Source organism: Rhizobium fabae, assembly GCF_003985135.1.
GTDB lineage: Bacteria > Pseudomonadota > Alphaproteobacteria > Rhizobiales > Rhizobiaceae > Rhizobium > Rhizobium pisi.
The window spans coordinates 1-548 of sequence record NZ_ML133685.1; the positions used below are offsets into that span (position 1 = coordinate 1).

At 61.7% G+C, this 548-nt stretch carries 1 protein-coding gene; it reads left to right on the forward strand.

Annotation, left to right across the window (positions count from 1 at the left end; genetic code table 11):
- Window positions 1–548: substrate-binding domain-containing protein (locus EFB14_RS32760; protein ID WP_164737641.1), on the forward strand; the 548-nt coding region annotated here is incomplete at both ends.

The window sequence follows — 548 nt, forward strand, 5'->3', positions numbered from 1 at the left end:
TTCATCGCATCCAAGGTCGATGCGATCATCGTCAACCCTGTCGATACCGATGCGACCACCGCGATGTCGAAGCTCGCCGCTGACGCTGGCATCCCGTTGGTTTACGTCAACCGCCAGCCTGTTAACGTCGACACGCTGCCGGAAAAGCAGGCCTTCGTTGCTTCCAACGAGCAGGAATCCGGCACGCTGGAAACCAAGGAAATTTGCCGTATCCTCGGCGGCAAGGGCACGGCCGTCGTCATCATGGGCGAGCTTTCCAACCAGGCTGCGCGCATGCGCACCCAGGACGTTCACGACGTCGTCAAGACGGATGAATGCAAGGGGCTGAAGATCGTCGAAGAGCAGACGGCCAACTGGGATCGCACCCAGGGCGCCGACCTGATGACCAACTGGCTCTCCAGCGGCATCGAATTCGACGCAGTGATCTCCAACAACGACGAAATGGCGATCGGCGCCATCCAGGCGCTGAAGGCGGCCGGCAAGGACATGACCAAGGTCGTCGTCGGCGGTGTCGACGCCACGCAGGACGCGCTTGCCGCCATGCAGGC